Here is a 23,046-nt window from a genome sequence, read left to right on the forward strand (position 1 = left end):
CTCCCCAGCCTGTTGCTGGAACGCCGCCCCGATGTGCGGGAAGCCGAGCAGCGCCTTCGCGCCGCGAGCGCACGGGCCGAACTCCAGCGCCTGGAACTCTTTCCCCGCCTGACGCTCAACCCGGGGGCGGGGCTCACCGCCACGCGCGGCGGCGGCCTGAATGCCGTCAGCGCCTTCTGGACGCTGGGCGCCGGGCTCACCATGCCGATCCTCGACCGGGCCCGCCTGCTCGCCCAGATGCGCGCCGAGGGCGCACGCGCCGAACAGGCCGTCATCGCCTATGAACAGGCGGTCCAGGCCGCCTTTTCCGAAGCCGACCAGTCCCTGATCCGGCTGGCGGGAGATCGTGCCCGCCTCACTCTCCTGGCGCGCGCGGAAATTCGCGCCGACGAGGCATATGCGGCCGACCGGCTGCGCTTCGCGCACGGACTGAACGATCTTCCCACGCTGCTCGAGACGCAGCGCGCCCGCAGCGCCGCACGCCTCGCCACCGCAACGGCGCGCGCGGAGACCCTCCGCCGCGCCGTCACCGTATTCCGTGCACTGGGCGGCGGCTGGCAGGCCTCGCCGGGTGCCGCGACACCTTCCGGGGAATGATGATGAAACGGCCCATATTCGTCGCCGCCATCGTGCTGACGCTTTCCGCCTGCGCGAAGGAGCCACCCCGCGCCGACGAGGCGGAAGCGCCGCCGAGCGTCGGTATCACGCGCGTGGCGCTTCGGCCGGTCAGCGCGGCCGTCGATATCTCGGGCACCATCGTCGCGCGCGAGGAAGCCGCGATCCTGCCCGAGCTGTCGGGCTATCGCGTGCTGCGCGTGCTGGCCGAAGAGGGCGACCAGGTGCGTCGCGGCCAGCCGGTGGCGCTGCTCGACGGCGCGCTGCTGGCCAGCGAGGAAGCGCGCCTCAGGGCGCAACGCACCAGCGCGCAGGTCGCCGCGGAGCGGGCGCGATCCGAGCATCTCCGCGTTGCCGATCTCACCGGGCGCGGCGTGATCGCCGACGAGACGATCGTGCAGCGCGGCTTCGAGGCACGCGCCGCGCAGGCGCAATTGCAATCGGCCCAGGCGGCGTTGCGCGAGATCGTCGTGCGCCGCGGCCGGCTGACGCTGCGCAGCCCGGTATCGGGGATCATCGTCCAGCGCTCCCTGCGCCCCGGCGACGTTGCGGGAAATGGTACGGAGCCGCCCTTCCGCATCGCCCGCGACGGCCTGTTCGAGCTCGATGCCGAAGCACCCGAGCATCTCCTGTCCAGGCTCGCGCCCGGCACGGCGGCGGCCGTGACCCTGGCATCCGGCAGGCGGCTGACGGGCACCGTCCGGCGGCTGGGCGAGCGGGTCGATCCCGCCACTCGCCTCGGCCGGGTCCGCATCCTGCTGCCTTTCCATCCGGGACTGCGCCTCGGCGGTTTCGCGACCGCCTCGATCGCGGGCGAGGCGCGGGCCGTCCGGTCCGTCCCGCAGCGCGCGCTTTCCTATGAGGGCGGGCCATCGGTGATGACGGTGGACAAGGCCGGCCGCGTCGCACGCGTACCGGTGCGCACGGGCGCACGGGGCAGCGGGATGGTGGAGCTGCTGGACGGGCCGCCTCCGGGCACCGCGGTCCTGCTCGGCGGGAGCGCCCTGGTCGTGCCCGGCCAGATCGTCAAGCCGGTGGAAGCCCGGCCATGAACCTCGCCGTCTCCGCCTGGGCGATCCGCAATCCGATTCCGGTCTGCGTCCTGTTCGCGCTGCTCACCCTGGCCGGCATCTGGGCGTATCTCGCGCTGCCGGTGAAGCAGCTGCCCGACACTTCCTTCCCGATCGTCGCCGTCAACGTGACGCAGAGCGGCGCGGCTCCGGCGGAGCTGGAGACCCAGGTCGCCCGTGTCGCCGAGAATGCAGTCGCGGGCATTCCGGGCGTGAAGCACGTCTTCTCCACCGTCACCAACGGCCATTCGACCACCCTTGTCGAGTTCAGGATCGGCGAGAACCAGCAAAAGGCGATCGACGAAGTCCGCACCGCGATCGACCGGATCCGGGCCGATCTGCCGCGCGGCATCGATCCGCCGGTGGTGGAGCGAGTCGATATCGATGCCGTTCCGGTGCTGACCTTCGCGGTCGCCGCGCCGATGTCCGACGTCGACCTGTCCTGGTATGTCGACGATCGCGTCGGCCGGACGCTCCAGGCGGTGCCGGGCGTCTCGTCGATCCGCCGGCTGGGCGGCGTCAACCGCGAGATCATCGTCTCGCTGCTGCCCGAGCGCCTGGCCGCCCATGGCCTGACCGCCGCGCAGGTCAGCCAGGCGCTGCGGGCCGCGCTGGGAGACAATGCCGGCGGAAGAGTGGAGCTCGGCGAGCGCGAGGAGACGGTGCGCGTCCTCGCATCGCCGCGCAGCGCCGAAGCGCTCCGCGCCGTCGAGCTGCCGCTCGGCGAGGGGCGCAGCGTGCCGCTGTCCGCCGTGGCGGAAATCGGTGACGGTGCCGCCGAACCGCGATCCTTCGCGCGGCTCGACGGGCGGCCCGTGATCGGCTTCGAAGTCATGAAGACCAAGCCAGCGAGCGACATCAGCGTCGAGGACGCGGCGAATGCCGCGATCGCGAAGCTGGCGCGCGAGGGCCGCGGCGTGCGCTTCACCCGGATCGCGTCCAGCGCGGACGAGACGCGCGCCGAATTCTCCGCGACGATCGAGGTGCTGGTCGAGGGCATGGCGCTGGCGGCGCTGGTCGTCTGGCTGTTCCTGCGCACCTGGCGATCGACGCTGATCGCGGCGGTCGCCATGCCGATTTCGCTCCTGCCCACCTTCGCCGTCATGCTGGCGCTCGGGTTCACGCTCAACATGGTCTCGCTGCTGGCGCTGACGCTGGTGATCGGCATCCTCGTCGACGACGCCATCGTCGAGATCGAGAATATCGAGAAGCGGATCGAAGGCGGCGAGAGCCCCTATCGCGCCTCGATGATCGGAGCGGACCAGATCGGCCTTGCCGTCATCGCCACGACCTTCGCGATCGTCGTCGTCTTCCTGCCGGTCTCGCTGATGGGCGGTGTCGTCGGGCAATATTTCCGCGAGTTCGGCATCACGGTCGCGGTGGCGGTGCTCTTCTCGCTGCTGGTCGCCCGCCTGCTGACGCCGCTGATGTGCGCCTATCTGCTGGTGCCGGCGCGGACGCCGCACGCCCGCCCGCCGATGGCCGGCTGGTATCGCCGCATCCTCGATTGGGCGCTCGATCGTCCCGGCCTGTCCATCCTGCTCGCCTTCCTGTTCTTCGTCGGATCGCTCGGCCTGGCTTCGCTGCTGCCGACCGCCTTCATCCCGGAGAGCAATCCGAAGAACATGGTGTTCAACATGGTCGCCGCGCCGGGTTCGACCCGCGCGGATCTCGACCGGGCCAGCGGCGAGGCGACGCGGATCCTGAAGGGCGATCCGGACGTCGCATCGGTCTTTGTCCGCTTCGGCGGGGAAATGATGAACAATGGCGCGCTGACCGTCGTCTTCCGGGAGGATCGCGCCGGCACGGCGGCCGCGTTCAAGCGGCGGATGGCGCCCGCGCTGCGCGATGTTCGCGACGTTCGCATCACCCCGGCGGGCCAGGGCGGCGGTGCCGCCGATCTCGAGGTCATCCTGGTCGGCAGCGATCCGGCCGCGCTGGAGGCCGCCGCCCGGCGCGTCCAGCGCGAGATGCAGGGAATCGTGGGACTGCGCAACGTGCGCCCCGCCGAACCGCCCGCTTCCGCCGAGCTGGTGATCCGGCCACGCCTTGCCGAGGCCGCTCGCCTGGGCGTTACCGCCGAGGCCATCGCCGACACCGCCCGAATCGCGACGATCGGCGATATCGACACCAATCTCGCCAAATTGCCGATCGACGGGCGCAACCTCCCGGCCCGCGCCCTGCTGCCGGCCGCCGCGCGCCTGGACCCCGCGACGATCGCCGGGCTGCGAGTGCCGGTCGAGGGCGGCGGCACCACCCGGCTGGACGCAGTCGCCGATATCGGCTTCGAGACCGGCCCGGGCCGCATCGAACGCATCGACCGCGAGCGCCGGGCGACGATCCAGGCGGATCTCTCGGGCCTGACGCTCGGCCAGGCGACCGACGCGGTGGCGGCGCTGCCGGGCATGAAGGCGCTGCCGGCCGGCGTGCGGCAGGAGCTCTACGGCGACAGCGAGGCGATGTCCGAGCTGTTCGGCGGCTTCATCGGCGCCATGATCGCCGGGATCGGCATGATCTTCGCGGTGCTGGTCCTGCTGTTCCGTTCCTTCTTCAAGCCCGTCACGATCCTCACCGCCCTGCCGCTCGCGGTCGGCGGCGCGTTCGCGGGGCTGTTGCTGGGCGGGTTCGCGCTGTCGCTGCCGGCGATGATCGGGTTCCTGATGCTCCTCGGCCTGGCCGCGAAGAACTCGATCCTGCTGGTGGAATATGCGATCGAGCGCGAACGGGACGGCGTGCCGCGCCGCGCCGCGCTGGTCGAAGCCTGTCACGAACGCGCCCGGCCGATCGTGATGACGACCGTTGCCATGGCGGCGGGAATGGTGCCGACGGCCCTGGGCATCGGCGAGGGATCGGAATTCCGCCAGCCCATGGCGGTCGCCGTGATCGGCGGACTGATCTCCTCCACCGCCCTCTCGCTGGTGCTGGTGCCCGTCGTCTACGAGGCGATCGACGCGCTGGAACGCTGGCTCGCTCCCCGGTTCGGCCAGCTCGTCCGGCAGCCCGACCCAGGCGAAGTGGCGGCATTGCGCGCGGGCGAGACCCTGTCGGCAACCGCGCCCGTCCGACCATGACCCCGGCATCGGCACGCTCGCCCGGCCCACCGCTCGCGGCGCGCGCGAACTCTCTCATGCCCTGACAATAGGGGACGAAAATTGCGACTGCTTGTTCTTGGTGCCGGCGAAGTCGGCCAGGCCTTTGCAAAGGCCGTCAGACTCTTCCACGGCTTCTCCGACGTCACCATCGCGGACCTGTCGCAGGAGGCGGCCGCGCGGGCGGCCTCCCTGTGCGGCGCGCAGGGCATGAAGGTGGACATCGAGGACGCGGCGGCGCTGGAGGCGATACTGCGCCGGCACGACATCGTGGTATCGACGATCGGCCCGGCGAGCCGCTTCGCGGTGCCGCTGCTGCGGCGGGTCATCGCCGCCGGCTGCCATTTCGTCGATGTGACCGATGACCCCCTGCCCACGCTCGACATGCTGGCGCTCGACGCGGCGGCCGGCGCGGCCGGCGTCACCGCCATCATCGGCTGCGGCGCCAGTCCCGGCATCTCGAACCTGCTGGCCGTGCACGCGACCTCACAGCTCGAGCGGACCGACCGTCTGCTCACCTTCTGGGGCAGCCATGGCGAGGAGAAGGAAAGCCTGGGCAATGGCGTGACCGCGGCGCTCCGCCACTGGGTCGAACAGATCAGCATGCCGATCCCGGTTTGGCGCGATGGCGGGATCGTCAGCGCCCGGCCGCTCGATCGAGTCGAGGTCGACTATCCGGGAATAGGCCGTGTCTCCACGCGCCTTGTCGGTCACCCGGAAGCGGTCACGCTGCCGCGCAAATATCCGTCGCTGCAGGAATGCCTCAACGTGATGAACTTCTCGGGCTATGTGCATGCCGCCCTGGACAGAGCCGCGCGCGACGTGCGCACCAACGGCCTGACGATCGACCAGGCCGCGGCCCGGCTCGCCGCATCGCTGGACGAGCGGCGCGGCCGCTTCAGGCCGGGCGATGCGATGTCCTATGTCTATCACGGCGTCTCGGACGCGCTTCGCGGCAAGAAATGGCTTCCGCCGCTCGGCGCGGTGGCGGAAGGCTGGCGGGGGCGAAAGCGAATGGTCGTCGGCGCGGCGCTGAACGGCACGATCCCCGGCGGCACCGGCTTCCTGACGGCGCTGCCCGCCGTGATCGCGGCCGACATGATCGTCACGAGGATGATCAAGCGATCCGGAGTCGCGACGCCCGAGCAATTGATCGACCCCGAAGCCTTTTTCTTCGCACTTTGGCCGTTTCTCGTCGATGGCCAGGGCGCGTCGCTATCGACCGATGCGGCGGCGATAGCCGTGACCACGGCCCCCCTGTCGCCTCCCGGCCGCCAATCCCGCATCACCGCCGCGCGGGCATAGCCGGGCGTCAGCCGGTCCGGCCACGCCCCCGTGCCGCGCTCCGCCGCGGCTCACGAGGCACGCCCGCTCGCCTCGCATGTTCCCACCGCGCGATCGCTTCGCGCAGCGCGCGCACGCGACCGGGGTCGGTCCTGTTCCGCGGTCCGCGCGCGAAGCCGAAACCGATCGCGTCGGGGTGCGGCGCCGGCCCCGGAGAACTCGCCGATGCATGGACTTCCCTGACCCCGGTATGATCGAGCAGCCAGGCGACATTGTCCGCGGTCACGCCCGATCCGGCGACGATCGACAGCCGGTTTCCGGCCGCCTCGACCATCGCCGCGAGCGTCGTTGCCCCGTCGACGGCGCGTAACGCCCCGCCCGAGCTCAGAACCTTGTCATAGCCGAGCGCCGCGACGCGCCGCACCGCCTCGACCGGATCCGCGACGAGATCGATCGCGCGGTGCAGCACGAGCTGGACATCACGCGCGGCCTCGCGAAGGCGCGCAAGCGCGTCATAATCGAGCCCGCCCTCCGGCCGGGTGGCGCCGAGGACCATGCCGGCGACGCCGCACCATGCGCCCAGGCGGATCTCCTCGCGCATCAATGTGATCGCCGCGCCGTCAAGCACGAAATCACCGCTGACCGGCCGGATCATCATGTGCACCGGACATCCGGTCGCGACGGCCCGCTCGACGAGCGCGGCGGACGGCGTCAGGCCGCCCAGCTCGAGGCTCGCGCACAGTTCGAGGCGATCGGCCCCGCCCGCCACCGCGGCATCGATACCGGCCGCGTCGTCCACGCAGATTTCCAGCAGCGCGTTCATCGCCCGCCCCGCCCGGAAAAAGAGATGGCGATCATCGCTTGCCGAACGCGCCGATGTCCGCGATCGCAAGGTCGCGGGCCGGCACCGCCACCGCATCGAAGACGAGGCGAAGGAAACGCGCCGGCCGGGCGCTCGAGAGCGCGATCCGCTGCGTCGCGAGTGCATAGGCGATGTTGGAGAATTCCCCCTCGCCCCCCGCTTCCCAGGCCCGGCCATCAAGGCTCGTCTCGACCCGATAGCCCCGGGGCGGCGCGGTATCGGCGTCCGGCTCGCGAGCGGGCGTCAGCGTGAAGCCGGCGAGCGGCAGCACCTCGCCCAGATCGATGACGACTTCGACCGGACGGCCCGGCGCCGGCGCGGGGACTGTCCAGAGCGACGTCGCGTCATCGTCCAGCAGGCGCCAGGGATCGCCGCCGGTGCTCGCGCGCACGATCGTCCAGCGCGCGCGCGGCAGGATCGACGGATCGCTCGGCGCAACGGCCGCCAGCCGCGCTGGCGCGACCTGGCGGAAAAGCGCCACTTCGCTGATCGCCGGGCAGGCCGGCGCGTCGAGGATGCGCAGCCGGAGGCGCCGCGGCCGGATCGGCGCGGGAAGCCGGATCAGCCGCTGCGCCCCGATGCAGCTATGGGTCGCGAGCGTCCGCCAGCGCCCGTCGATCTCGGCATCGACCGCGAAGCTGGTCACGCGGACGCCGAGCGGCAGATATTCGCGCAGCCGGATGAGGTCGAACATAGAGCCGGGCGCCAGATCGAGCGTGAGGCTCGGGGTCTTCACCGCGTCCGGCGTCGACCAATAGCTGCTTCGGTCGCCATCCAGCACCTTGCCGGCATTGAAGGCCGCGCCGCGCTCGTCGCTGGCATGCGCGACGGCGCCCCTGGCCAGGTCGCGCGCGAAGGTGGCGCGCATGGCGTCGCCAAAGGCGCGCAGCGACGCCCGGTCGGCGGCGGGAATCCGCCCGCTCCGGTCCGGCGGGATATTGAGGTTGAGATTGGTGCCGCGGCCGACGGACTCGTCATATAGACGGATCAGCCGCTCCGGATCCTTGACCTTGCCGTCCTCGTCGGCGTGATAGAACCAGCCCGGCCGGATCGAGACATCGGTTTCCGCCGGCCACCAGAGCGGTGCGCCCCGGACGCCGGAATTCCCCTCCGCCTGCACATAGGGATGATCGGGCATGGTCGGCCAGCACGGGTCGCCGGCGACGCCCTTCTCATTGCCTACCCAGCGCACATCCGCGCCCAGCGGATCGAAGGTGCAGGCCATCGGCTGATGCCGGTGCACCAGCGCGACGATCGAGGGCCAGTTGTAATAGGCCGGCGCATCGATCTTCCGGGTTTCGCGGGCGCCGCCATAATAGCCGTCGCCGCCATTCGCTCCGTCGAACCAGAATTCGAACAGCTCGCCATAGCGGGTGCACAGCTCGACCACCTGCTTGCGGAAATAGTCGATATAGGCGGGCCGGCCATATTCGGCATGGTTCCGGTCCCAGGGCGAGAGATAGATACCGAACTTCAGCCCCGCCCGCCGGACCGCGCCGGCAAGCTCGCCGACGATATCGCCCTTGCCGCCCTTGTACGGCGCGTTGCGGATGCAATGCTCGGTCAGCATCGTCGGCCACAGGCAGAAGCCGTCATGGTGCTTCGCCGTCAGGATCAGGCCGCGCATCCCCGCCGATTTCGCCGCCGCGACGATCTGATCCGGATCGAATCCCGACGGATCGAACAGGCTCGGGCTCTCGTCGCCATAGCCCCATTCCTTGTCGGTGAAGGTGTTGATCGAGAAATGCACGAAGCCGAACATCTCGTGCGCGTGCCAGGCGAGCTGGCGCGGCGACGGCGTCGCCCCCCAGGGCGCGGGCGGCGCGACCCGGCCTCTCGCCCGGGCCGGCACCGCCGCCATCACCAATCCCATGCCGGCAAAGCCGCGGCGCGTAAGGTCGATCATCAGTCAGGGCCTTTTCGAGAATGGCGCGGGCATGTGCGGGACGAAGCCGGGGGCCGGGCTCATGCCGGGAGCCGGCCGCCGGACGGCGGACGGTCCTGCGGCGCGCGGCCGAATGCGGGGTTGGGCCGCGCGCTCATCGTGAAGCGCAGCGTCCCGCCCTGGACGAGATCGGCGTGCGAGATCCAGCTCTTCGACCAGGGGCGATCGTTCCAGCTGACGGCATGGACATAGGGCGTCTCCGCCGAGTTGCCGGGCGCCTCGACGGTCAGCGTGCGTCCCCGCGGCAGGGCAACGCTGGCGCGCGTGAAGAGCGGCGAGCCGAAGACATAGACGGCCTCGACCGGGTCCACCGGATAGAAGCCCAGCGCCGAGAACACGAACCAGGCGCTCATCTGGCCGCAATCATCGTTGCCGATGATGCCCTTCGGCGCGTTCTGGTACATCTCGGTGCACAGCCGGCGAACCATCGCCTGCGTCTTCCAGGGCGCGCCCGTGAACGCATAGAGATAGGGCGCGTGCTGGTCCGGCTCGTTGCCATGGGCATATTGCCCGACCAGCCCCGCAATGTCGGGCGGCGCATTGGCCGGCAGGGTCGACGGCGCGCTGAACAGCGCATCGAGCTTCGCCTCGAAGGCGGCATCGCCCCCCATATGCGCGATCAGCCCATAGACGTCGTGCTGGTTGAGGAACGTCGCCTGCCAGCCATTCGCCTCGGTATAGTCGCGCCACCAGGGCTTGGGCATGTGCCCGAGCTGGATCGGATCATAGGGCGCCCACCAGCTGCCATCGTCGAACCGCGGGCGCGCGAAGCCGATCCTGCCGTCGATCACGTTGCGCCAGTTCGCGGAGCGCTTGCGCAACCGCTCGGCGTCCTCCCCCGCCCCGGCCGCGCGCGCCAGGTGCGAGGACGCCCAGTCGTCATAGGCATATTCCTGCGTCCGGCTCACGCTCTCGAACACCTTGTCCGCCGGCACATATCCCTTGGCGTCGTACAGGTCGCGGCCCAGGCTGTTGTCCTTGTCGGGCGCGGAGAAATCGAAGCTCCGGCGGCGGATCGCCGGCCAGGCCGCGGCATAGTCGGCGGGAATGCCCTTGGCCTGCGCCTCGGCAAGGGGCACCACGCCGTGCCAGCCGATCATGGTGCCGGTCTCCTTGCCCTGGAGCGGCCAGACCAGCGGGCCGAAGGGCGACTGCGCCGTCTGGCGGATCAGATCGTCGACAAAGGCCTTGCTCCGCTCCGGCGCCACCAGCGTGAGCAGCGGCAGCTGCGCGCGATAGACGTCCCAGAGCGAGTAGCTGCTATAGGCGGCGGCATCGGCCGGCACCCGCTGGATCTTCCCGTCGAGCCCCGGATAGCGCCCGTCGACATCGGAAAGCAGCGTCGGCGCAAGCTGTGCGTGATAGAAAGCGGAGGCCATGATCACGCGCTGGTCCGGCGTGCCGCCCTCCACCGCGATCCTGCCCAGCGCCGCATTCCACCGCGCCGCCGCCGCGTTCCGCACCCGATCGAAATTCCAGTGCGTCGCGTGCGGCGCCAGGTTCGCGCGCGCGCCGGCCATGTCGACCGCCGAGATGCCGCAGCGGATCAGGATCGGCGCGGCGCCGGCATCGTCGTAGAACAGCGCCGCCTTGACTCGCTTTCCGGCGACGCCGGTCGCGCCGGCGGGCTGCTCGGCATCCTCGTCCCCATAGAATGCGATGCGATCGGGTTTCCGGGAGAATTGCATGGCGAAGAAGATCCGCCGCCCCTTGGCCCAGCGGAACACGCGGCGGCCGCCGGTGAGCGTGCCCTCGGCATCGATGGCGAGATGCGCGTCGTCGACGAGCCACCCCTGGTCCGACTTGTCGCGGATCATGTGCGACAGGTCGATCAGGATATGGCCCGGTCCCTTGGGGAAGCTGTGGCGATGCCAGCCGGTGCGCTCGGTGACGGTCAGCTCCGCCTGCACGCCACTCTCCAGCGTCACCCGGTAATAGCCAGGCTCGGCACGCTCGTCGGTGAAGCGCTGGCGATAGCCGGCGTCCGGATCGGCGAGCGGCCCCGGCAACAGGTGCAGCGGCCCCCGGGTCGGCACCACCAGCACGTCGAGCATGTCGCCGATGCCGGTGCCCGACAGGTGCGTGTGGCTGAAGCCCATGATCGAGGTGTCGCTGCGATGATAGCCCGAGCAGGTGTCCCAGCGCTCGACATCGGTGTCCGGCGAGAGCTGGACCATGCCGAAGGGCAGGGTCGCGCCCGGATAGGTATGGCCGTCCCCGCCGGTGCCGACGAACAGGTTCGGCGCCGCCGGCGCGATCGCCCCCGCGGGCGGCAGGGCGGCGGCGACTGCGCCCAGGGCACTGCCGGCAAACAGCTGACGACGCGACAGGTTCATAGCGGTTCCTTCAAGAGATGGGGGCGCACGTCCGCCAGATGGACGATCAACTCCCCGAAGAGCCCATTGGCCCAGGCGAACCATTTGCGGGTGAAGATCGCGGGATCGTCCTTGTCGAAGGCCTCGTGCACGAAGCCGGTATCGGCATCGGTGTCGCGGAGCGTCTTCAGGCATCGCCGGATCGTCGCGTCGTCGCCGGCGCTCAGCGCCCGGACGATCAGCGACATCGGCCAGATCTGGCCGCTTCCGACATGGGGGCCGCCAATGCCTTCGGCGGCGCGCCCCCGGAAGAACCAGGGATTGGCATTGCTCCACGCCGCATCCGCCGTCCGGCGCCACAATGCGTCGCTCGGCTTCACGCAGCCCAGATAGGCCAGGCCGGAAAGCGACGGGACGTTGGCGTCGTCCAGGAAAACCGCATTGCCATAGCCGTCGACTTCATAGGCCCAGACGCGCCGGCCGCCCGGCAGGCGCATCGTGCCATGCGCGCGCAAGGCGGCGGACACTTCCCCGGCGAGCGCCATGGCTTCGGCCGCAAGCGCAGGATCGGGGCGCGCTTCGGAACATAGCGCCGCCAGTTCGCGCAGCGCAGTGACGGCGAACAGATTGGCCGGGATCAGGAAGGGATAGAGACAGGCATCGTCCGATGGGCGGAAGCCGGAATGGATCAGCCCGGTCGGCCGGGTGGGATTGCCGGTGCTCCACAGCAAGGTCTCGGTCGGCTGCGGGGCGTTGCGGCGGAAGCGATAGGGCCCGGGCCCCGTCTTGCGCTGCTGCTCGCGAAAGGTCCGCACGATCACGCGCATCGCTTCCGCCCAGGTCGCATCGAAGGGGCGCGCATCGCCGGTCGCCCGCCAATATTGATGGCCCAGCCGGATGACGTAGCAGAGCGAATCCACTTCCCATTTCCGCTCCGCGACGCCCGGCTTCATCTCGGTATCGTCATCGACGGCCCAGGAAAGGCTCGTCCGCGCCAGCGGATCCTCCATGAACGCATTGGCATAGGGATCGATCAGCACCGAGCGGGCATGCCGCGCGATCAGGCCGCGCAGGAGCATGGCGAGCCGGGCATCTTCCCGGGCCAGATGGAGATAGGGCTTCATCTGCGCGGACGAATCGCGCAGCCACAGGCAGGGAATGTCCCCGGTCACGACGAAGCTGTCCTGCTCGCCGGCACGCAGGACCGTGGTGTCGAGCGTGTTGGGCCAGGAATTGGCGAACATCCAGGCGAGCTTGGGGTCGCCGATCCGGGCCGACACGCGCGCGATCTCGCGCTCCACCGCCGGGCTGGTGAAGCGCCGCTCGCCGATGGGCGGGCGCTGCGAGGCAAAGGCCGGGGCGCTTGCCCATGCCGGGCGCGCCGCCGCGAACGCCAGCCCGGCGGCGAGCATGCCGCGCCGGTCCATCATTTCGGCAGTTCCAGCGCGCTGCCCGGCAAGGTCGCCTCGACCCATTGCCCGGGTCCGTCGCCGGGCTGTCCGCCGCCGATCCAGAAGCGATATTTCCCCGGCAGGACATGCCGGGTGCCGTCGCGCGCAACGCTCGACAGGCCGCGCGGATCGATCGTGAGGGAAACCGTCTGCCCCTTGCCCGGCGCCAGCGGCACGCGCGCGAAGCCGGCGAGCTGCCGTTGCAGGACGGGATCGGTCATCACCGGCGCCTCGTCATCGGCGGGCGGCACGACATAGGCCTGCACCACTTCCTCGCCCGGACGGCTCCCGGCATTGGCGATCCGGACCGTCAGGGTCACCGGCTCGCCGGTGCCGCCGGCGCGGACCGCGGCGCCGGAATAGCTGAACCGCGTGTAGCTCAGGCCATGGCCGAAGCCCCAGAGCGGCTGCCCGGTGAAGTAGCGATAGGTGCGCTCCTTCATGCCGTAATCGATAAAGGCGGGCAGATCGCCGGTCGCGCGATAGAAGGTCACCGGCAGGCGCCCGCTGGGGTTGCTCGCGCCCGCCAGCGTATCGGCCAGCGCAATTCCCCCCGCCTCGCCCGGATACCATAGCGCGAGTATCGCATCGGCCTGGCCCGGATCGAGCGACACCGCGCTGCCGCTCGCCAGGACGAGCACGATCGGCTTGCCCGTCGCCCGGATCGCCTCGACCAGGCGCGCCTGGGGGGCGGGCAGCGCGATGTCGGTGCGATCGCCGCCGACGAAGCCGGGCACCTGGACCTGGAGCGCCTCGCCCTCGAGATCGGGCGACAGGCCGACGACCACCACCGCGACGCCCGCCGCCTTCGCCGCCGCCACCGCTTCGGCGAGCAGCGGCTCGGCGGGCGGCAGCCAGAGGAGGCGCAGGCTCTCGTCCTCGCTGCGATGGTCGAGCTCGAGCGCGATCGGCTGGGCCGATCCGTCGCTGTCGATCGTCAGTTCCACCCGCCCCTTGGGCAGCGTGCCGGCATGGAGCACGCGCCCGCCCAGGGTGAGCGTGATCGTGTCGTGCAGCGTGCAGTCCTTCCAGCACTGGGCCTGGTCGAGGACCAGGCGGTAGCGGCCGGGACCCGGCGGCACGAAGCGCCCGGTCCAGCGACCGCGCCAGCCGGTGACCGGGACGCCCGGCCCCGGCGCGGCGCGGTTGAGGTCCAGATCGATCCTGGGCTCGGCGCGCGCCAGGACCGTCCTGCCGTCCACCTGATATTCGGCGCGCAGCTCCTGGAGCGCGGTGTCCGGCATCACCACCGGCGCGCCTTCCGCGAGGATCGAGCCCTGCGCGTAAGCGACGCTGGCGAAGCGTTTCCTCAGGCCGGCCAGCGGCGTGACGGGATCGACGGCGGTGCCGTGATAATTGCCCTGCAGCACGCCCAGATCGTCGGCGTTGGCGCCGATGACCGCCAGCCGGGTGCGCGGATCGAGCGGCAGCAGCCCCTGCTCGTTGCGCAGCAGCACGATCGACTTGCGCGCCGCCTCGAGCGCGACCGCGCGGTGCTCCGGCGTCGCGACTTCCCCGGGGCGGATGGCGGACCAGGGCGAGCGCGCGCCAAAGGCTATTCCCAGGTCGCGCCGCGCCGAAAGGACCCGGACCAGCGCGGCATCCACCTCGTCTTCGCGCAGCAGGCCCTGGCGCACCGCGGCGGGCAGCGCGCCATAGGCGGAACCGCAATTGAGGTCGGTCCCCCCTTTGAGCGCGGCCGCGGACGCCGCCGCGCCGCCCAGGCGATAATGGTGGAAGAGATGGATGTTGGCGACGGCATCGCAATCGGAAACGGAGAAGCCCTGGAACCCCCAGTCGCGCCGGACCCGCTCCACCATCAGCGACGGCAGCGCGCAGACGGGAACGCCGTGCACGGCGTTATAGGCGCACATCACTGATCGCGCCTTGCCCTCGGCGATCGCCCTCCGGAACGCGGGGAGATAGGTCGCCTCGAGGTCGCGGGGCGAGGGATCCACGTCGAAGCCGTCGCGGCCCGCCTCGGGGCCGCTGTGCACCGCGAGATGCTTGGGCGTGGCGATCACCTTGGGCGCGCGCGGATCGGGGCCCTGCAGGCCGCGGATGAAGCCCACGGCCAGGCTGCCGGTCAGATAGGGGTCCTCGCCATAGGTCTCCTGCCCCCTGCCCCAGCGCGGATCGCGGAAGATGTTGATGTTGGGCGACCAGATCGTCAGCCCCTCATAGATGCGGCGATCGGCGCCCGCCGGCCGCGCGTTGAACCGCGCCCGTGCCTCGGTCGACACCACATCGCCGACGCGGCGCAGCAGATCGGGGTCCCAGGTCGCCGCCAGCGCGATCGCCTGGGGGAACACCGTGGCCGGCCCGTTGCGCGCCAGGCCGTGCAGCCCTTCGTTCCACCAGTCATAGGCGGGCAGCCCGGCATCGGGCGCGGCGGGGGCGGTCGACTGGAGTTGCGCCGCCTTCTCCTCCAGCGTCATCGCCGCGACCGTCTCGACGACCGGATCGGGGGCGGCCGGCACCGCCTGGGCGAGCAGAAGCCAGATCATCGGGCGAGGCTCCTCAGGGTCAGCGCGCGTGCCAGCGCCGCACGGCTGGCCTCGGACGCGATGGTGACGGTCACGCTCTCGCCCGGAAGCAGGTCGAAGCCATTGTCGCTCGGCCGGGCCGCGACCGTGCCGAAGTCGAGCATCACCGCGCGGGCCAGCCCGGTAGCCGAAAGAGTCACGCTATCCCCCTTCCAGGCCGCGCGCAGGCCCGGCGCGGGATAGGCCATCTCCCCGGGCGGCGCGCGCTCGACGATGATGCGGTGCACGACCTGCCCGCCGATCAGCAGCTCGGCCACCGCGAAGCTGGCCCGGGCCGGCGCATCGCGGAACAGGGCCGCATCGTCGATACGCGCGACTTCGGTCGCGGCCAGCGGCGGCAGGCTGATCTCGGCGGCCCGCTCCCCGAGCGGCTGCCCGTCCATCGTCATCGCGCGCACCCGCCAGCGCGCCGCGATCGGCGCGGTCGCGTCCGAAACCAGGGTGACGCGCGTCACCGCATCCTTGTGCTCCGCCACGATCGCCTGGGGCGCGAAGAAGCGCCGCGCGGCGAAATGCAGCAGCTTCCACCGGCCGGCATGGTCGATGCTCGACCAGGAGATCGCCGGCCAGCTGTCGTTGAGCTGCCAATAGAGCGACCCCATCGTCACCGGGCGGCAAGCCCGATGGTGCAGCGCCGCCATCTCGATCGCCTGGGCCTGGTTCACCTGGCTGAGATAGACGAAATCGGCGAAGTCGCGCGCGGGGCGCAGGCGCTGGTCGATATAGAATTGCAGCCGGGCATTGCCCTCGCCCGCCAGGAATTTCTGGTGCGCCTTGAGGACCGGGCTGTCGGGCGCGAGCGGCCCCTCGCCGGCGAATTCGCGGATCGTCGCAAGGCCGGGCATGGCCTGGAAGCCATATTCCGACATGAAGCGCGGACAGGAATCGAGATAGCGCTCGACCGGTTTGGAACCGGACCAGACGTCCCAGAAATGCCGGTCCCCGCTCGCATCGGTATCGACGGGCCCCCGGTAATCGGTCGAGGGCGAGCCCGGCCAATAGGGAATCCCCGGCGCGTTGCGCGTCACCGCGTCGCGCAGCACCCGGTCGAACAGCACAGCCATGCCGACGCCGATCCGCTCGCGCTCCTCGGGGCCGACAGCCTGTTTGAAGGCCTTGCGGTCCGACCAGTTCTCCCAGCCCGACAGCACTTCGTTGTTGCCCGCCCAGAGGACGATCGAGGCATGATTGGCCAGCCGGGCCACTTGCTCATCGGCCTCGCTCGCCACGCTGTCCCGGAAAGCGGCGTCGGGCGGCGTCACCGCGCCCCCGAACATGAAGTCCTGCCAGACGAGAATCCCGAGCTCGTCCGCGGCGTCGTAAAAGGCGTCGTCGAGATAATAGCCGCCGCCCCAGATGCGGATCATGTTCATGTTGGCCGCCCGCGCATCGGCAAGCATCGACCGCATCGTCCCGGCCGATACCCGGGCCGGGAAATTGTCGAACGGGATGAGGTTGGCGCCCTTGGCGAAGACCGGAATCCCGTTGATGCGAAAGCCGAAGGCGCCGCCGTCGCGCAGCAGCTCGACGGTGCGCAGGCCGATGCGGGTGGCGGCACGGTCCGCGCCTTCCAGCTCCGCTTCGACCCGGTAGAGCGGCTGATCGCCATAACCGGCCGGCTGCCAGCGCTTCGGATCGGCGAGCGAAACCGGGACGGAGACCAGATTCCGGCCCGGCGCCAGGACGACGGCGCGATCGACGACCAGGGCTTCGCCCGCCGGCGTCGTCACCACCAGCCGCACCCGCCGGGCGCCCGGGGTTCCCGCGACCACCTCGAGGCGCACCAGCAGGCGCGCCTCGGCATCGGAAAGCGCTTCCGCCTCCACCCGGAGGCGATCGATCCGGGCGGCATCCCATTGCTCGAGCCGCACGTCCCGCCAGATGCCCGCGGTCACGATGCGCGGCGCCCAATCCCAGCCATATTGATATTTGGGCTTGCGGACATAGGGCGAGGTCTGGCGCCCCTTCGGCTCGTCGCCGAACGCGCTGTCATATTCCCCGGGGAGCGGATGCGCCTCGGCCAGCACCATCGGCTGGAGCCGCCGTATCGGCGAGGCGACCAGCACGGTGATCTCGTTGTCGCCGGCGCGCAGGAGCGGCCTGGCGTCGGCGCGCCAGCGGCGATGGGCATTGTCCGCCGCGAGCAGCAGCATGCCGTTGACCCGCACCTCGGCAAAGGTGTCGAGCCCGTCGAATACCAGGTCGAGATGGCCGGCCGCGAGCATCGCCGGCGTTACCGCCAGGGTCCGCTTCCATTCCCAATCGGTCAGGCCGGCCCATTGGATCGCGCCCTCATTGGTGCCCCGATAGGGATCGGGCACCAGCCCGGCGGCGATCAGGTCCTGCTGCACGCTGCCGGGCACCGTGGCGGGGATCCAGCGGGCCGCGCGCGGATGCGCCGCCGCGGCGGCCTTGTCCGACGGCGCTATCCGCACCTGCCAGCCGGTGTCGAGCCGTGTCACCGCCTTCGGCGCGGCGAACGCTCCCGCCGGGAGCAACAGGAGCAGGAGCGCGGCGAGCCACTTCATTCGCCCTGCTCCACCAGCTGCGCCTTCTCGACGGCATAGAAGGGGCCGGAAGTCGGCGCGGTGAACTGGAAGCAGATATCGCGATCGCCTGCCCCCTTCGGCAGCGCGCCGCGAAAGGTGAAGCGCTGCGGCGCCGTGCCCGGATCCGGGAGCGGGAACGTCGCCGCGACCACCGGCTTCGCATCCTTGTCCGTGCATCCGACCTGCACCACGAGCTCTCCGAAAGGCGTCACGTTATAATGCGCGCGCACTGCCTTGAAGTCATGGGCCAGGCCGTAGTGGCGCGGCAGGCGCGCGACATCGACGACGAAGCCGCGCGCGATGTCGAGCGGCGCCGCGGGATAGGCCGTGCAGGTGTCGAACAGGTTCACGTTGAATGCCGGCTGGTTGGCCGTCGCCTCGGAAGCAAGCGGCACGCGCAGCCCGAGCGCGCCCTTGGGACAGGCGACCATCTCGGACGCGGACCGGGCGAGCAGCGCGGAACGCGTCACCTCGAAGCTGCGCGGCGCCGCGGTCGGCGTGCCGTCCGCGCGGAACCCGGCCGCGCGGATCGTCGTGCCGAACGCGATGTCGAGCGGCTGGGCATAGGCCGGCGACGAGGCCTGCGGCTCGCTGCCGTCGATCGTGTAGCGGATCGTGCCGTACCCGATCTGGCTCGCCAGCGAGAGCCTGGCCCTGCCCTCGCGCAGCGCCGCTCCGCGCGTGCCGTCGAGCTTGAAGCCGATCGCGAAGCCGCTGTCCGCGACTTCCACTCCGCCACGGCGCCAACGCGCCATCTGCGCATCGACGCGCGGCACGAAATCCGCGAAGTCGCGCCGCTGCCTGGGGGTCCAGCCCATTTCCGCGATCGCGGCCGCGCGCGGGAACAGCATGTGCTGCACCTGATAGGGCGTCACCAGATATTCGCTCCACGCATTGCCCTGGGCGCCCAGCACATGACGCGCCTTGTCCGGAGCGATCCCGGCGGGCAGCGGCTCATAGGCATAGACCGTCTCGAGCGACTGGATCGTGATCCGGCCGGGCGGCTCGTCGCCACGGTCGCTCTGCAGGCTGTCCAGATAGAGGATCGGCGCGGGCGACAGCACGACGTCATGGCCGGCATTGGCGGCCTCCACCGCCCCTTTCTCGCCCCGCCAGGACATGATCGAGGCGGAAGGCGGCAGCCCCCCCTCCAATATCTCGTCCCAGCCGATCAGCCGCCGCCCCTTGCTCGCGAGATAGGCCCCGAACTGGTCGATCAGCCAGCTCTGCAAGCCATTCTCGTCCTTCAGGCCGAGCGCCGCGATCTGCGCCTGCACCGCGGGGCTGCGCTGCCACTGGTCCTTGATGGCCTCGTCCCCCCCGAGATGGATATAGGTCCCGGGGAAGATCGCCATGAGCTCGTCGAGCACCGTCTTGACGAACGCAACGCCTTCCGGGCCCGGATTGAGCAGATAGGGATTGACGCCCCAGTCATGGCTCACCGGCGGCCGATCGCCGAACACGCCGAATTCGGGATAGGCGGCCACCAGCGCCTGGGCATGCCCCGGCAGATCGATTTCCGGCACGATCGTGATGCCGCGCTCCGCGGCATGGGCGACGAGCGCCTTCAATTGCGCCTGGCTGTAGAAACCGCCGACCGGGTTCCCCACCGGGCCACCGGCGGAGGGCGGCAACCGCCATGCCCCGACCTGGGTGAGCCTGGGATAGCGCTTCACTTCGAAGCGCCAGCCCTGATCGTCGGTCAGGTGCAGGTGCAGCGTGTTGAGCTTCACCGCCGCCATCTGGTCGACGATGGTGTAGAGTTCCTCGATCGGCTGGAAATGGCGGGCGACGTCCACCATCAACCCGCGCCAGGCGAAGCGCGGACTATCCTCGATCACCACGCCGGAAATGGTGGCGGGCTGGCCGAAGCGCCCGTCCGGGCTCGCCAGCTGGGCCAGGGTCATCGCGCCCCAGACCAGGCCCGCATCGCCCGATGCGGCAATGGTGATCCCGCCCGCATCCACGCTCAGCCGATAGGCTTCCTTCCCCTTTATCCGCCGGTCGCGGACGAAGCGCACGGCCGCCTTGCCGTCGGCCTGGACCAGCGCGATCCCGCGCACCAGCTTCAGCTGCGCGGCGAGCAGGCGCGCGGCGGACGCCGCTCCCCGATCGCCCGGCTCCGTCCCGATCCGCGTATCCGGGCCTAGCGTGAAGCTCCCCCTGGCGGGAACGACCGATGCCGGCAGCGGCACCAGCGGCAGGGGGTCCCCAGCCGCCACGCCCGGCATGCCGAGCACCAGCGACGCGAGCAGGATCAGTCCGGTACGGCGGCGTTCATTCATCGGGGAACATCCTTTCCTGCGGCTACGTCGGGATTCGCAGAGCGCCGAAGCGCACAAAAAGCCGCCCGCAGCGTACCGCGGGCGGCGAGGTTTGAATGCCAGAACAGGAGAGACACCGGCATCAGGGAACACTCAAGTAACGGGGCACGGCAACGAGACGCCGCCGCGCCCGGAACGCGCCTACATGCGCAACGACGCACTCAGCGAATACACGCGACCATTTTTGTACACCGCCGTCGGGAACTTCGGATCCGAGCTATACTGATAATAGGTTTCGTCGAGCAGGTTCGACGCCGAGGCGCTGACCTGCAGCTTGTCCGTGAGGTTGACCGAGACCGAAGCGTCGAGCTGGCGATAGCCATCGGTATAGTCCTGCGACTGCTGCCGGCCGAAGCGGTAGAAATATTTCGAACGCCGATTGTAGCTGACGCGGGCCTGGAACGGACCCTTCTCGAAATAGGGCACGATCGTGAAGACGTCGCGCGAGAGGAACGGCAGGCCGGTCGGCAGGCCCGTATCGGCATCGGTGAAGGTATAGTTCGACTGGATGCCGAAGCCCCAGAACAGATTGGCGTTGGCCGTCAGCGAGAAACCGGTGACCTTCGCCTTGCCGCCGTTGACGGGGCGCGAGATCGAATAGGTCAGCGTCCGGCCGGTCACGGTGTTGGTCATCTGGACACCGTCCTGCGTCTCGTTACCGATATAGTTCGAGACGTCGCGATAGAAGATCTCGGCGGAGAGATAGCTCGCGCGCGCGAAATACCATTCCGCCGACAGGCCGAAATTGGTCGCCGCATAGGGCTTCAGGTTTGGGTTGCCGCCGCTGCCGCTGCGCGTGGTGTCGTCGAGCGAGAGCGAGCCGGCGAGGTCCGAATAGCGCGGGCGCGCGATCACCTTCGCGGCCGATCCGCGGAGCATGACGTTGTCGCCGGCCTGGAAGATCAGATTGGCCGCCGGCAGGAAGCGGTTGTCGTCGGTGGTGACGGTGGTCGGCGCGAAGATGCCGCCGCTCTGCACGTAGAATTGCGAGCGGTCGCGCGTGAAGACATAGCGGCCGCCGATATTGCCCCGGAAGCGGCCCGCCTCGAAATTGGCCTGCACATAGCCGGAGAGGATGTTCTCCTTCACGCGGAAATACCGGTCCTTGGCGAGGCCGCGGTTCACGTTGATCGTGCCGTATTTCTCCAGCGTCCGCCGGATCGCGTCGCTGTCGAGCGTGGCATAGGGCGTGCCGTTCCCGCTCACGCCCAGGCCGTTGTACAGATCGGCGTCGAGGACATAGGGGTTCAGATCGGCGAGCGTGAAGTTCTGGTTGGTGAACGCGGCGCCGCCAAGGGTGGTGCTGCTGTTGGTGTGGCTGACGTAGCGAGCGCCGAACAGGATGCGGTTGATCGGCCCCAGGCTGACATTGCGCGCGATGTCCGCCTGGCCGAAGATCTCCGCGTCACGCGTCTTCTCGGCGAAGGTGATGCCGCCGATCTGACGGCCGAAGAACGGCCTGCCGCCATTGGCCGCGAGCACCGCGGGCTCGCTCTGGTTCTCGCCGCCGAGCGCGGTGAAGTTGCTCAGCCAGCGCGTCGCGTCGCTCGCCGGGAACTGCCAGTTGACATAGGTATTCTTGCCGTTGGTGCCCGAGGTGAAGCCCTGCCGTGTGCGGAAGTCGAGCAGATATTCGGGATCCTTGCCGCCCGAAGCACGGGTCGCGCCGAAATTCCCCGAGATCTCCCACCCGCCCGGCTTCCAGTCGAACATCAGCGCAAGCGAGTCGTTCTTGACGCGGGTCCGGCGGAAATTGGTGTCGAGCTGGCCGGTGGCGCCATTGCCGGTGATGCCGGCGAAGGTCGCCGAGGTCACCATCCCGTTCGCATAGGTCGCGCTCTGCAGGAGCGACCCTTCATAGCCATAGGTATATTCGGAGTTCGACAGGTTGTCGTAGTTGCCGCGAATGACGAGGCCGGTCGCGGTGAGCGTCAGATTGTCGGCGGGACGAACCTGGAGCGCGCCGGAGAAGCCGATGCGCTCGCGCTCCTGACGGAAGAATTCGCGGGCAAGGAACGACGCCACGCGCGCCTTGCTGAACTCAGCGATCATCGCCGCGTTCGGCAGCTGGCCGTTCAGCGTCGGGCCGCCGGGCACCCGGCCGTCCGCGCCATAGATGATGTTGCCGGAGCCGTCGCGGGCATAGCGCTCGAGGAGCGCGTCGCCGGTGCGGTACCAATAGACTGCGGAACCTGCCCGGCTGAGCTGCTCCTTGTCATAGTTGACCGCGCCCAGGAAACCGATGGTGCCGCTGTCATTGTGCCAGCTGTACAGCGCCGAGCCGCGGAAGCTGCCGCGCTTCGCCCGGCTATTATATTCGCCGCCGCCCGTCACCGCCACGGTGTTCGGCTGGAGATCCAGCGGCTTGCGCGTGACGATATCCACGCTGGCGCCGATCGCGCCCTCCTGGAGGCGCGCCTCGGGCGTCTTGTAGACCACGGCCTGGCTGATGATGGTGGGCGAGAGCAGCGAGTAGTTGAACGAACGGCTGGAGCGATCGGACGGGTTGCCGCCCCAATCGGCGGAGGCGACGGAATGGCCATCGATGGTCAGCCGGTTCAGTGCCGGCTCCACGCCCGCGATCGACAGCTGCTCGCCCTCGCCGAACTGGTGGTCGACGGTCACGCCGGGCAGGCGAGCGAGCGATTCCGCGACGTTGCTGTCGGCCAGCTTGCCGACATCCTCGGCGCTGATCACGTCGATGATGGAGTCGGCGCGCCGCTTGGTCTCGATCGCGTCCTGAAGGCTCTTGCGGATACCGTTGACGACGATCTCGCCGCTTGCGCCGTCTTCACGCTGCGACGGCACGGCATCCTGCGCGAAGGCAGGCATCGCCACGCAGGTGAGCGCAGTGCCGATCAGGAACTCAAGACGTAGATTCATTGACTAACCCCCCTCGTTTGCATCGCATGGCCGACGGCGCCGGCCCAAGATTCCCTGCGGATACAGAACGTCTCTCTGACGCCTCTCCTGGCCGATTCTGTCGAATCCGAGCT

12 protein-coding genes are annotated in these 23,046 nt (G+C 69.8%); 4 read left to right on the forward strand and 8 right to left on the reverse strand.

What is annotated here, in order from left to right; all coding sequences use genetic code 11:
- The 4 genes from OMP43_RS19135 to OMP43_RS19150 all read left to right on the forward strand — a co-directional run.
- Nucleotides 1-597 (forward strand): TolC family protein (locus tag OMP43_RS19135; protein WP_280281146.1); only part of this gene is annotated, 597 nt, incomplete at its 5' end.
- A 2-nt stretch (nt 598-599) separates the two neighbouring features.
- Nucleotides 600-1,667, forward strand: coding sequence for an efflux RND transporter periplasmic adaptor subunit (locus tag OMP43_RS19140; protein WP_280281147.1), 1,068 nt, complete (start codon nt 600-602; stop codon nt 1,665-1,667).
- Entirely contained in the window at nt 1,664-4,756 is a 3,093-nt protein-coding gene (locus OMP43_RS19145) for an efflux RND transporter permease subunit (RefSeq protein ID WP_280281148.1), read from the forward strand. Before OMP43_RS19140 ends, OMP43_RS19145 begins: the two co-directional genes overlap by 4 nt.
- 81 nt (nt 4,757-4,837) lie before the next feature.
- Entirely contained in the window at nt 4,838-6,079 is a 1,242-nt protein-coding gene (locus OMP43_RS19150) for a saccharopine dehydrogenase NADP-binding domain-containing protein (RefSeq protein WP_280281149.1), read from the forward strand.
- 7 nt (nt 6,080-6,086) lie between these two features.
- Here OMP43_RS19150 and OMP43_RS19155 read toward each other — a convergent pair whose 3' ends face one another.
- From OMP43_RS19155 to OMP43_RS19190, 8 genes are all read right to left on the reverse strand, one after another.
- Nucleotides 6,087-6,881 carry a copper homeostasis protein CutC gene (locus tag OMP43_RS19155; protein ID WP_280281150.1) on the reverse strand — a complete coding sequence of 265 codons (795 nt, stop codon included), beginning with the start codon at nt 6,879-6,881 and terminating at the stop codon, nt 6,087-6,089.
- Between the two features lie 31 nt (nt 6,882-6,912).
- Complete coding sequence (locus OMP43_RS19160; RefSeq protein ID WP_280281151.1) at nt 6,913-8,826, reverse strand: alpha-L-fucosidase; 1,914 nt, start codon at nt 8,824-8,826, stop codon at nt 6,913-6,915.
- Between the two features lie 59 nt (nt 8,827-8,885).
- The gene (locus OMP43_RS19165; RefSeq protein ID WP_280281152.1) at nt 8,886-11,201 is read right to left on the reverse strand and encodes a GH92 family glycosyl hydrolase; all 2,316 of its coding nucleotides are present in this window, start codon (nt 11,199-11,201) and stop codon (nt 8,886-8,888) included.
- Nucleotides 11,198-12,610, reverse strand: coding sequence for a glycoside hydrolase family 125 protein (locus OMP43_RS19170; protein WP_280281153.1), 1,413 nt, complete (start codon nt 12,608-12,610; stop codon nt 11,198-11,200). Before OMP43_RS19170 ends, OMP43_RS19165 begins: the two co-directional genes overlap by 4 nt.
- Nucleotides 12,607-15,138, reverse strand: coding sequence for a glycoside hydrolase family 3 C-terminal domain-containing protein (locus OMP43_RS19175; RefSeq protein WP_280281154.1), 2,532 nt, complete (start codon nt 15,136-15,138; stop codon nt 12,607-12,609). Before OMP43_RS19175 ends, OMP43_RS19170 begins: the two co-directional genes overlap by 4 nt.
- Complete coding sequence (locus tag OMP43_RS19180) at nt 15,135-17,705, reverse strand: glycoside hydrolase family 2 protein (RefSeq protein WP_280281155.1); 2,571 nt, start codon at nt 17,703-17,705, stop codon at nt 15,135-15,137. The genes OMP43_RS19175 and OMP43_RS19180 overlap by 4 nt, the downstream gene beginning before the upstream one ends.
- Entirely contained in the window at nt 17,702-20,011 is a 2,310-nt protein-coding gene (locus OMP43_RS19185; protein WP_348538613.1) for a family 20 glycosylhydrolase, read from the reverse strand. The genes OMP43_RS19180 and OMP43_RS19185 overlap by 4 nt, the downstream gene beginning before the upstream one ends.
- Nucleotides 20,012-20,191: 180 nt before the next feature.
- Nucleotides 20,192-22,933 (reverse strand): TonB-dependent receptor, encoded by a 2,742-nt coding sequence (locus OMP43_RS19190; RefSeq protein ID WP_280281156.1) that lies wholly within the window; start codon nt 22,931-22,933, stop codon nt 20,192-20,194.
- Between the last annotated feature and the right edge of the window lie 113 nt (nt 22,934-23,046).

The sequence above is a fragment of the Sphingomonas sp. CBMAI 2297 genome, assembly GCF_029870595.1.
Classification (GTDB): domain Bacteria; phylum Pseudomonadota; class Alphaproteobacteria; order Sphingomonadales; family Sphingomonadaceae; genus Sphingomonas.

Coding starts and splice junctions, on each gene's coding strand:
- OMP43_RS19165 (WP_280281152.1), bottom strand. CDS start 11,201: ATGAACCTGTCGCGTCGTCAGCTGTTTGCCGGCAGTGCCCTGGGCGCA.
- OMP43_RS19145 (WP_280281148.1), top strand. CDS start 1,664: ATGAACCTCGCCGTCTCCGCCTGGGCGATCCGCAATCCGATTCCGGTC.
- OMP43_RS19160 (WP_280281151.1), bottom strand. CDS start 8,826: ATGATCGACCTTACGCGCCGCGGCTTTGCCGGCATGGGATTGGTGATG.
- OMP43_RS19155 (WP_280281150.1), bottom strand. CDS start 6,881: ATGAACGCGCTGCTGGAAATCTGCGTGGACGACGCGGCCGGTATCGAT.
- OMP43_RS19190 (WP_280281156.1), bottom strand. CDS start 22,933: ATGAATCTACGTCTTGAGTTCCTGATCGGCACTGCGCTCACCTGCGTG.
- OMP43_RS19175 (WP_280281154.1), bottom strand. CDS start 15,138: ATGATCTGGCTTCTGCTCGCCCAGGCGGTGCCGGCCGCCCCCGATCCG.
- OMP43_RS19140 (WP_280281147.1), top strand. CDS start 600: ATGAAACGGCCCATATTCGTCGCCGCCATCGTGCTGACGCTTTCCGCC.
- OMP43_RS19185 (WP_348538613.1), bottom strand. CDS start 20,011: ATGAATGAACGCCGCCGTACCGGACTGATCCTGCTCGCGTCGCTGGTG.
- OMP43_RS19170 (WP_280281153.1), bottom strand. CDS start 12,610: ATGATGGACCGGCGCGGCATGCTCGCCGCCGGGCTGGCGTTCGCGGCG.
- OMP43_RS19180 (WP_280281155.1), bottom strand. CDS start 17,705: ATGAAGTGGCTCGCCGCGCTCCTGCTCCTGTTGCTCCCGGCGGGAGCG.